Genomic DNA, 11,003 nt, shown 5'->3' on the forward strand with positions numbered 1-11,003 from the left:
AATTTCAAATTTCCGTAAAAGTATTTGTTTTAATCGGAAAAATAACTACATTTAAATACCAAATATTAATAAAATATGCGTAAGAACACTAAATCCCAAAAAAGATTTAAAGTTAGAGTAAAAATAGCTCCAAAAAGAGTACAAAAGAAACATTGATTTTCAGAGTGAACATTCACCTCCTGAAAGTCAATTTTTCTTTTTAAACAAAGAATATTTTACTGAATTAAATCCTATCTCCTTAGATCGTACAGCCTAAGGCATGATCATTACCCTCCTGAATTTGGAAACGCCATTTTTCCAAAAAAGTAATCATCACCAAAAAATCTCCTTATCATACCAACTAGTCCAAAAACTCAATATTCCTCTTTAATCCGGCAAACTTAGTTCTTTTAACAGGTGATTTTCTGAAAATCTCAGAGAATAATTCCTGAGTAAGCTCTTTCCATTCTCTTTTTTTGAAATTCCTAAGATAATCATTAGGCTGAAATCTGCTTTGAAGATGGGGAGCCGAGAAACGGTTCCACGGACATACATCCTGGCAAATATCACAACCGAACATCCAGTCCTGCATTTTATCCTTAAAATAATCAGGAATGTCATTTTTAAGCTCTATGGTAGCATAAGAAATACATTTGCTTCCGTCAATAATTTTATCCGAAACAATAGCATCTGTAGGACAAGCTTCAATACATTTTCTACAGGTACCGCAATGATCGGTAGTTTGATAATCTTCTATAAGCTCCAGATCACAAATGATCTCTGCCAAAAAATAAAATGATCCACTCTTTTTGGTAATAAGGTTAGCATTTTTACCTACCCAGCCTATGCCCGATTTTCTGGCCCAGCTTCTTTCCAAAACCGGTGCGGAATCCACAAATATCCGAAACTGAAAATCTCCGATCTCTTCCTGCAATTCAGTTACGAGCTCACGAAGAATTTCTTTAATTACTTCATGATAATCTTCTGCATAGGCATATTTAGAAATTTTAAAGTTTTCCAGAACGGAAATCTTTTCTTCAGGAAAATAATTATAAGAAAGCGAAATCACAGATTTAGAACCTTCCACCAATAATCTGGGATCTAATCTTTTATCAAAATAATTCTCCATATATTTCATTTCCCCATGGAAATTATTTTTGAGCCATTTTTCTAAATGCGGAGCATCTTCTTCCAAAAAATCAGCTTTAGATATGCCACAATCCTGAAACCCAAAACGTTTTGCCTTGGATTTGATCAATTGAGAATATTTTTCAGCTTTTGAATTCATGATTTCGCATTGCAAAACTAAGATTATTTTATAAATTTGTTGAAATTCGGACATCTGAAATCGTTCATGTCTCCGTTTAATCATTTTAACTTTAAACAATTTTACAATTATGCCGTTAGCAGAAGTAATACAATCAGGAAACTATCAGTTAATAGACGTTCGTGAACCCATGGAACTGGAAATGGACGGTAATATAGAAGGGGCAAAAAATATTCCGCTAGGTGAAGTAGAGGAAAGAAAGGATGAGATTCTTTCTATTGAAAAGCCTGTTATCTTATTTTGCAGAAGTGGAAACAGAAGTGGAAAAGCATTGGAATATCTTACTTCCCAAGGTCTGGAAAATGGCTATAACGGAGGTGGATGGGCCGAGCTTAAGGCTACCATAGAATCAAACAAGGGAACTTTTTAAGGTTCCTTTTTTATTTGATTCAATACCATATCAAAATTTTCTTCAGAAACTTAAATATTTATACGTTTTTGTACTACTTTAGTACTTTATTTTCAATATATTTTGATGGAAAATTTAAAAAAGAGATATGTAAAAGCCTGTCTTCCTCTTATAAAAGATCAAAGTCTTATTGAAAGTCATTGGTTAGAGATTGAAACCCAATACTCTGAAAAGAGCAGACATTATCATGACCTAAAACACCTTGAGAATATGTTTGCAGAACTGGAAACCGTCAAAAATAGCATACAGAATTTTTCTGATCTTTCATTTTCTGTTTTTTATCATGACATTATTTATGATGCTTCGTCTAAAGTAAATGAAGAAAAAAGTGCTGAATTAGCCAAGAACAGATTGAACCAATTATCTGTCAGTAACGAATCAATAGAAAGAATATTTCAGCAAATCATAGCGACAAAGGCTCATCAAAAATCTGATGATCATGATACAAATTATCTTCTGGATGCGGATCTTTCGGTTTTAGGAAAAGATAAAGCGGTTTATTTACACTATACTCAAAAGATCAGAAAAGAATACACTATTTACCCTAACTTTCTATATAAACCAGGCAGAAAAAAAGTTCTCCAGCATTTTTTACAACTGGAAACTATTTTTAAAACTGAATATTTTCAGAAACAATACGAAGAACAAGCCAGAAGAAATATTAAAATGGAAATTAACCTTTATAGTATCAATAAATTCTTTTGCTCTTTTAAAAAACAAATCCGGAACTTCTTTATGGGGAGTATGCCCTGCATCGGGAATAATATATTTTTCAGTTTTTCCGCTTACCTGTGATAAAGTTTTTTCTAACTGATCCAATGTACCATACTCATCAGCTTCTCCCTGAATGAATAAAAGAGGACATCTGACGCCTTTGAGAAGATATTCAACATTCCATTGTCTGTAATCATCTCTTGTCCAGGTTTCTGTCCAGGCTTTAAAAAGCATTTCTACTTTATCACCATGGTATTTCTTTAATCTATCTGACAAATTAGTCGTTTTATAAGCTTCCCAGGCTTCATAAATCCCTTTTAACGTAACATCTTCCACAAAGATATGCCCAGCCTCACAAATCACTGCTTTTACCTTTTCGGGATATTTGCTTGCAGTGATCAGAGCAATGGTTCCTCCATCACTATGACCCAATAATATAGCATTGTGAATATTCAGAACATTCAGAAGATCATTCAATGCATCTGATTCGAGTTCCATATAATTGGTAGGTCTTATGGAAGTGGGCATAGGATCAGATTTTCCATATCCTAAGCGGTCATACACTAAAACATTACATTCCGTTGCCTCTGAGAGCTTTGACGGTAAATCCCTCCAAAGTTGTACACACCCTAAGGAATCATGTAAAAATACTATGGTAGGTTTATTTTCAAATGAATTATTATATTCTATATAGAGATCATGTCCTTTTACATTGACTAATTTATTCTGCACCATCAGAGTATAGTTTCATTAGAAATTAGGCATATGGGTATTTTCAAATTCTTTCAATAAATGTTCAAAGACTGTTTTCACGGGAAGAATATCATCAATTAAGGCTGAAACTTGTCCTATCTCAAGTTCTCCTTCTTCCATATCTCCTTCAAACATACCCTTTTTCGCTCTGGCTCTTCCCAAAGCCGCTGCTAAAGCCTCAGCATCTCGACCTGATTGATAAACCGTTTCCAGTTCACTAAAAAACTTATTCTTCACCATCCTTACCGGGGCAAGTTCCTTTAGAGTAAGATGGGTATCTCCTTCCTTAAGCTCAGTTATTTTATGTTTCCAATTCTCGTGCGCACTGGCTTCTTCGGTTGCTGCAAAACGGGAACCTATCTGAACTCCGTCCGCTCCTAATACCATAGCCGCCTTTATCTGGGAACCTAAAGCTATTCCTCCTGCAGCTATCAGAGGTTTTGAGGTATGTTTTTTAACGTTAGGAATCAAACAAAAGGTTGTCGTTTCATCTCTCCCATTATGGCCTCCGGCTTCAAAACCTTCAGCCACAATAGCATCAACACCCGCATCTTCACATTTTACAGCAAATTTTGTAGAGGAAACCACATGGGCTACTTTCAACCCTTCTTTTTGTAAAGTCTCAGTATAAGTTTTAGGGTTTCCGGCAGAAGTAAAAACAATCTTAACTCCTTCTTCTAAAATAATCTGTATCACCTCATCCATATTTGGATAGAGCATAGGAACATTGACACCAAAAGGCTTATCAGTAGCTTTTTTACATTTTTGTATATTCTCTCTTAAAATATCAGGATACATACTTCCTGCGCCTATTAATCCTAATCCTCCGCAATTAGAAACCGCCGAAGCCAGCTTCCAGCCTGAATGCCATATCATTCCTGCCTGAATAATGGGATACTGTATATTAAAAAGCTGTATTATTCTATTTTGGTTTTCCTGCATTGCTGTAAATTTTTTAGCGGTATTAAAATCTATGAAACTACTCATGCGTAAATTTACTTAAAAACAACGATTAACAAAGAGAAACGAATATTCTTTTTAATAAAAAAACCTTCAGAAATCTGAAGGTTTTCAATTTATTTTTTTACGGATTCTTTTTTCCAATTAGCTTTAAAATTACAATTATCATAGCGTCCGTCTATGGAAATGAAAGTAGTGGGTAATTTAGAATTAACAAACTTCTCTATCATTTCATTTTTCTTTTTATTAAGAGCCATCTGCTTAATTCTGTCGTAATCCGTTTCCAGTGTAATCTGATGAGAAGGAATCACTTCTTCTATTTTAATAATCTTAACAACCTTTCTTCTATTATCTTCATCATCAAATGCAGTTGTTATATCTCCTTTATTCAGACCAGCCAACTCGTAAGAAATAGATCCGGGAATACTTTCTCTTTCTATTTTATCAGAACCGTCTGCCCCCGGAATAATTCCCGCATTAAACTTAGTTCTTTTATCATCTGAAAATCTGAATGCTGCATCTTTAAAAGTCATTTTCTCAGCAAGAATTAATCCTCTTATGCTGTCCAATTTAGCTTTAGCTGTCTTTACTTCATCTTCTGTAGGAGTAGCTTTTAAAAGAATATGTCTGGCATCATACATTTTACCTGATTTCTTTATCAGCTGGATAATATGGTAACCGAATTCCGATTCTACAGGATCAGAGATCTCACCTTCCTGAAGGTTTAGAGCAGCAGCTTCAAATGGTTTAACCATCTGTCCTTTTGCTATGTTCTTATACAAACCTCCATTGGCTGCGGAACCTTCATCTTCTGAATAGATTCTTGCCTGGCTTTCAAAGGTTTCTCCGTTTTTAATATCTTCCTTTATCTTTTTCAGCCTGTTGATAAGATCCTGTTTATGAGCTTCCGTTAATTTAGGATACATCATAATCTGAGCTAAAGTAACTTCATCTTTCACTTCCGGCAACTGCATTTTATACAGGTTATAAAAGTCTGTCACTTCATTAGGAGTAACGTCAGCTTTTTCAGTAATTCTCTGATATTTTGACTGCCCGTAATAAGTATCTGTGTCTATCTTTTCGATAGCATTCTTCATCTCATATCCGTTTCTGAATTTATAAGCTGCTAACATGGTTTTCTCATCAGGAAACTGTGAAAGAAGCTGGCGATATTTTGCATCCGCTTGTTCTTTAATTGCCGCAGAACGGTTTTCAATCATAGTATCTTTCTTTGCTTCGTATACTAGAAGTTTATTGTTGATCAAATTTTCCAGAAACTCACATTTATCTGTATTAGAAGCTCCCTGTTGCTTTGCATAATTCATCTGTTCATCTACATCCGATTCCAAAACAATCTCATCACCAATTACAGCTGCAATTCCGTCTACAAGCTGTCCCGGCTTCAATTGAGCCTTAGCCTGTACGGAAAACAACATTACGAATACTCCCAGAAGAAAAGTGATTCTTATTCTATTTATCATTTCAATATTTTAAACAAGTTGCAAATTTAGAATTCTTCACGAATTACACTCAATTTTTTATTATAAATATTTCTTAAAAAGCTATATTTACTGTAGTTCCACATCGAAAGTCGTAAGTTCTTTGAATTGTCGTAATCTGCTGAACATATCGGATTCCGTTACTTCCTGGATTCTCTCTGTACCGAATTTTTCCACTGTAAAAGATGCCATTGCAGAAGCTACAATCAATGCAGATTTCATCGTTTCAAAATCAAATTTCCCTTTCTTAGCTAAATAAGCAGCAAAACCTCCGGCAAATGTATCTCCGGCTCCTGTAGGATCAAAAACATCTTCTAATGGAAGCGCAGGAATTGCAAATACTTTATTATCATGGAAAAGCAGCGCTCCATGTTCTCCTTTTTTGATGATAACAAATTTAGGTCCCATTGCATGAATCTTTTTCGCAGCTTTTACCAGCGAATATTCTCCGGAAAGCTGTCTTGCCTCTTCATCATTGATTGTAATCACATCCGATTTTGCAATCATTTCCATCAGAATATCCCAAGCACTGTCCATCCAGAAATTCATTGTATCCAGAATTACAAGCTTAGGTTTTTTATTCATTTTTTCAAGTACTGAAAGTTGAACTCCGGGATGTAGATTTCCCAGTAGTAAAATCTCAGAATCCTGCATTGAATCAGGAATTTTAGGATCAAAATTCTCCAGGACATTTACCTCTGTCACTAAAGTATCCCTGGTATTCAGATCATTATGATATTTACCTGACCAAAAAAAGGTTTTTCCGTCTTTTACAATTTCTATTCCTTCTATATTTACATTTCTATCTGTCAGCATATCAAGATATTCCTGAGGGAAGTCACCTCCCACCACTGAAACGATTCCTGACTCTACTCCTAAAATAGATGAAGTAATTCCAATAAAAGTGGCTGCACCTCCTAAGATCTTATCTGTTTTACCGAACGGGGTTTCAATTGCATCAAATGCAACACTTCCTACAACTAAAAGTTTCATATATTTTTCAATGTATTTTTTAAATTCTTATTTTTTCCATTCAAAGGTGTCAAGCAGGTGTTTCATATCTTTTTTAATATAATCTACTGCAGGAGCCAGTGAATCAGGTTTAGGTCTTGTATTAAAGTATAAATAGGCAGTTACAAAATGTTTCGAACTGTCTGTAATGTAAAATTGAAGATTGGAAGCACTTTGTCCTTTCAGTTCATAGAAATTTCCATAGACTTTCTTTTCAGGATACTCAAAAGATTTGGTATCTATGGAACTTGCTTTAATCGTATGTTCATACACCATTTTTTCAGCTTCTTTAATATGATCGGCAAAGTCATTCTGAATAGGATAATAGGTAATGAAAACTTTAGCTTTCATTGTGGGATAATTCAGGTAATACCAGCATGGACGTTTAGCATCCGTAATTTTAGCAAAATCTGAATATTCAAAGCCATAAGAACAATTAGGATCAAATTTTTGATATTTAGCAGCAGGATACTCCAAACGCAGTTCACCATAAGGCTTTGGAATAGGATCTTTTCCGCACGATATCAGTAATAAGGATACAAAAATAAAAATGGCTTTTTTTATCATTTTGCAAAAGTACAAATTAGATTTCAGATTTCATGGGACAAATTTCAGTCATTCAATGTGTTTTGAATATAGTTTTCCAAGGGTTTAGGAAAAGACTTTTCTTGAGATTTCTTAAAATCCGTAACCAGATAACCCTCTTGTTTTTGAAAGTTTTCCCAGATTTCCGGAGAGTCTATTTCTATATCTGAAATACTAATCGTCAGATTTTTATGGGTAAGTTTATGGTGAACTGTTTTCTCTCCTTTATTAAACTCTTCCAATGCCTCAGGAATAGAAGCCGGAAATTCAAATAGTTTTTTCCATATAAAATCATCTTTTCTCTGCTGAATGAGGAATTGATTATTATGATGGACAAAATAATAAGTAAGATGAAGGTCTTCGGTTTTAATTTTCTTAGTCTTAACCGGAAATTCAGTGATTCTGTTCAGTGAAAAAGCCAGACAATATTCATTAAACGGACATTCTTCACAAAGTGGTTTTTTAGGCTTACAAATCTCTGACCCCAGATCCATCATAGCCTGATTAAAATCTCCCACATTATCGGGTAAAACCAATTGTGCTAACTCGGAGAAATATGTGAAAGCCCTGGAATTGGAAATATCAAAATCATCAGCAAAAACCCGGCTTAATACCCTGTAAAAATTACCATCCACTGCAGGAATTTTTCCATTAAAACAAATACTTACAACTGCTGCTGCCGTATACTTCCCTACTCCTTTTAACTTTAATATTTCATCATATTCGGAAGGAAAAATACCACCGTAATCATTCATTATCTGCCGGGCAGCCTTATGGATATTGATCGCTCTTGAATAATACCCTAATCCTTTCCAGTATAACAGCACTTCATCCTCTGTGGCATCAGCTAAAGTTTTTACATCCGGAAACCTTTTGATAAAATTATTATAGTGATTCAGTCCCTGATTAATTCTTGTCTGTTGGAAAACGATTTCACAAATCCATATTTTGTATGGATCTTTTGTTTGCCTGAACGGTAAGTCTCTTGAGTTTTCGCTATACCATTTCAAAAGTATATTCCCTAAATGAAGAAAATCAGATTTTTTATTGACTGTTTCCAATAAGCTTAATGTGTTTAAATTCCGGAGATTTTTTCTCGCTGCAAAGATAAGTTATTATTTTTCTTGATTATTAGCTGATGGTAAAGGATATACCGGAGCATTTTTCAGCCATTGGTATTTGATATTTTTTTCAGCAGCAATAAAACGATACCCTTTAAGTTTTTGTAAGAAGACATATAGAGAATCCTGAGGATTTTTTTTGATCTTCAGACGTTGGGTAGCAATAATTTCCATCGGAAAGCTGAGGAGGGAATCTTTTTCGGATTTCAGAATCTCGCTTGAATCAATTTTATAAATAAATATAGTATTTCCTCTTCCTGCCGAACTATCGACAAGCTTAATATTTGAAGTTCCCAATACGATCACACTTTCGTCATAAGCTTCATCTTCACTCATTACATAGGCATGATTTTCCTGATTTTCGCCTTTAAATAAATCTATCTTATATTCATCAGGACGTTGATATTTTTTTTCACATCCTGATAGCATGAAAATTACTGAAAGCGTCAGAAATGAATAGATCAATTTAGTTTTCATCATGTAAGTTATATAAGTATTAACAGAAAAACCGATGTATAATTGCATCGGTTTCTATAATTATAAGTTGATTTCGAATTAATCCTGAATGTATTCCGCATCCCATTCGTTCCCATCATCTCCTTTATGTCCGTCAAGTTTGATAACGAAACTCTTTGTAGGGAAATATGGAGTTAAACGAATGTCCAGCCATACTCTGTCTTTATTAACCTTATCCTGTTCAAAACGTACGATTTTGAACTTTTCAATCAGTTTGTCAGCTCCTTTGATTCCGTCTAAGAAAGCAACAATCTGTTTTCTCAGATCATCCTCATTTTTAGCACTCCAGTTTTCAAAAGCCCTTCTGTTAAGGAAGTCTAATAAAACTTTAGTTACATAATCGAACACACGAACTACCGAATAGGTCTGAAGTCCGATATTATCTCCTGTAAATAATGTTTTTGCAGAGAATGCCATGATCTTGCCATATTCATTAACCATAGGTACCAATCCCATTTTTTCTAACTGAGAAATTTCACTTTTCTTCAATTCGAATTTTACGGCGTCTACCTCGTTGATATTACCATGTTTCTTACCTGCAGCTACCTGAGACATTAAAGTCTTATGGATTTTTCCTGCCAGTGAAGTTGAAGGGGGTAATTCCACATTTTCTTCTTCTCCTACTTCTTCAGCTTTTCCGCGGCCTACCAGCCAGTTACAAGTCATAATTACATTACTTCTGTGTAATTCTCCTCCTGTAAGATTTGCAGAATGGAAAAGATCAACCACATCATCAGGCTTGTCAAGATTTGCAAAATCCGTAATCATCATTACTTTATTCTCATTACAGATTTTAGCCCATTTTTCCACCACTTTATTAGATCCGAGATACCCCGGAATAGCAAGTAGAGAATAGTTATCTCTAAGATCAAGACGATCGTAGTATTGTTTAAATTCTTCCGCAATAGCATCTATGAAAAGTGGATTATCCAAATCAGAAACCTGTTCTAAGCTGGCATTAACGATATTTACATTGTCCACTTTATCCAGTTCTGCATTTTTATAAAACTGAGCTACTGTTCTATAAGAAGTTTCGAGCTGACGAACTTCATCAAGCGTATTTTTAAGATTTTTCTTAAGGTTTTCTTCAGCCTGATTTGCTTTGCTTTTGCATGTGTCAGCCATTTTCTCAGCAGAATCATTGCTTTCTAAAAGTTTCACCCAAAGGTTTATTTTTTGAAGTAATTCTTTTCTTTCTTCTGATTTATTACCGTCATTAAGAAAGATTTCCTTTCTTGCTTTTCTTGTAGGATTCATGTTGGCGATACCATCCACAACGGATTCCACGAATCCGAATCCTCCTAGTTTGTTGAGTTCTGCTAGTGGATTACCTTTTGGTTGTCCTCCATGTTGCTGCTGACCTTGTTGTTGGTTTTCAGCTGCCTGTAATTTACTATCCATGATTAAGTAAAGTCTTTAAATTATTTTTCAAGTTCTTGTGCCACATCTTTTAATACTTCCACGAAAGCAGCTCTCGTTTGCTCATTCTCCAACATATTACGAAGAATCTTATTAGTCTTTAGCTGACGAACAATCTTGTTATATTGCTCCTGCTCTACACTAAGCTGTTGAAGATAAGCAGATTTCTGAGTAAGATTTTTTGGAGTGAAATCGGCAAGATTCTGAAAACGGAATTCTTCTTCTACTACGGTACCATCTTCCGTTTCGTGCTGTACGTTTACAGAAGGCTGGAAATGTTTGAAGACGTCATCCACTGTTTTTAAACCTGTTACAATTTCAGGGGTGTAAGGTTCATCAGTTGTAAGCTGGCTTACAATAAGTGATTTATTTTCCTGAATTTCCTGAATAGCTTCATTAGCGTCTACTTTTACCTCGTTTCCGCCAACACCATAATTAAACATTGCCATATTATTATTATTTTGAGATTTCTGGTTTTTATCGGAAAGTCCGTTATACTTCTTCGACGAATCGAAGAGCTGGCCAATCCAATGTTTAAAATTAAAAAAAAACTGTAACATACAAAATTTTGTCAAGATTTTTCTTGAATTATTTCTTTATATCCACCATGCCATCAGTGCAATGGGGATTAAAAACTCACTAATATATGAAAAAATAAATAATTTTTTTTTTCGCTTTACTCTTATATCGAATGAATGTTAAAATAAGAG

General features: G+C 34.5%; 11 protein-coding genes. 1 reads left to right on the top strand and 10 read right to left on the bottom strand.

The features are described from left to right. Positions 1–340: 340 nt before the first annotated feature. Positions 341–1,267 (bottom strand): tRNA epoxyqueuosine(34) reductase QueG, encoded by a 927-nt coding sequence (gene queG / locus Q0A18_RS14175; RefSeq protein ID WP_292010810.1) that lies wholly within the window; start codon positions 1,265–1,267, stop codon positions 341–343. A 109-nt stretch (positions 1,268–1,376) separates the two neighbouring features. Here queG and Q0A18_RS14180 point away from each other — a divergent pair, with 109 nt between their 5' ends. Further along, entirely contained in the window at positions 1,377–1,676 is a 300-nt protein-coding gene (locus Q0A18_RS14180; protein ID WP_292010811.1) for a rhodanese-like domain-containing protein, read from the top strand. A gap of 630 nt (positions 1,677–2,306) precedes the next feature. Here the strand turns inward: Q0A18_RS14180 and Q0A18_RS14185 are convergent. From Q0A18_RS14185 to Q0A18_RS14225, 9 genes are all read right to left on the bottom strand, one after another. Next, the gene (locus tag Q0A18_RS14185) at positions 2,307–3,164 is read right to left on the bottom strand and encodes an alpha/beta hydrolase (RefSeq protein ID WP_292010812.1); all 858 of its coding nucleotides are present in this window, start codon (positions 3,162–3,164) and stop codon (positions 2,307–2,309) included. Positions 3,165–3,179: 15 nt separating this feature from the next. Further along, positions 3,180–4,169 carry a nitronate monooxygenase gene (locus tag Q0A18_RS14190; protein WP_292010813.1) on the bottom strand — a complete coding sequence of 330 codons (990 nt, stop codon included), beginning with the start codon at positions 4,167–4,169 and terminating at the stop codon, positions 3,180–3,182. 89 nt (positions 4,170–4,258) lie between these two features. Then, positions 4,259–5,623: a peptidylprolyl isomerase gene (locus Q0A18_RS14195; protein ID WP_292010814.1), complete on the bottom strand. Its 1,365-nt coding sequence runs from the start codon at positions 5,621–5,623 to the stop codon at positions 4,259–4,261. A gap of 87 nt (positions 5,624–5,710) precedes the next feature. Then, the gene (locus tag Q0A18_RS14200; protein ID WP_292010815.1) at positions 5,711–6,634 is read right to left on the bottom strand and encodes a PfkB family carbohydrate kinase; all 924 of its coding nucleotides are present in this window, start codon (positions 6,632–6,634) and stop codon (positions 5,711–5,713) included. Between the two features lie 27 nt (positions 6,635–6,661). Next, a complete protein-coding gene (gene gldD / locus Q0A18_RS14205; RefSeq protein WP_292010816.1) occupies positions 6,662–7,219 on the bottom strand; it encodes a gliding motility lipoprotein GldD in 558 nt (185 codons plus the stop codon). A gap of 44 nt (positions 7,220–7,263) precedes the next feature. Further along, positions 7,264–8,298 carry an A/G-specific adenine glycosylase gene (mutY, locus tag Q0A18_RS14210; RefSeq protein ID WP_292010817.1) on the bottom strand — a complete coding sequence of 345 codons (1,035 nt, stop codon included), beginning with the start codon at positions 8,296–8,298 and terminating at the stop codon, positions 7,264–7,266. A 54-nt stretch (positions 8,299–8,352) separates the two neighbouring features. Continuing rightward, a complete protein-coding gene (locus Q0A18_RS14215) occupies positions 8,353–8,838 on the bottom strand; it encodes a hypothetical protein (protein ID WP_292010818.1) in 486 nt (161 codons plus the stop codon). Positions 8,839–8,913: 75 nt separating this feature from the next. After that, a complete protein-coding gene (locus Q0A18_RS14220) occupies positions 8,914–10,275 on the bottom strand; it encodes a DUF5458 family protein (RefSeq protein WP_292010819.1) in 1,362 nt (453 codons plus the stop codon). A gap of 20 nt (positions 10,276–10,295) precedes the next feature. Continuing rightward, positions 10,296–10,853: a type VI secretion system contractile sheath small subunit gene (locus tag Q0A18_RS14225; RefSeq protein ID WP_292010820.1), complete on the bottom strand. Its 558-nt coding sequence runs from the start codon at positions 10,851–10,853 to the stop codon at positions 10,296–10,298. Between the last annotated feature and the right edge of the window lie 150 nt (positions 10,854–11,003).

Source organism: Chryseobacterium sp. (assembly GCF_022712095.1).
GTDB lineage: Bacteria > Bacteroidota > Bacteroidia > Flavobacteriales > Weeksellaceae > Chryseobacterium.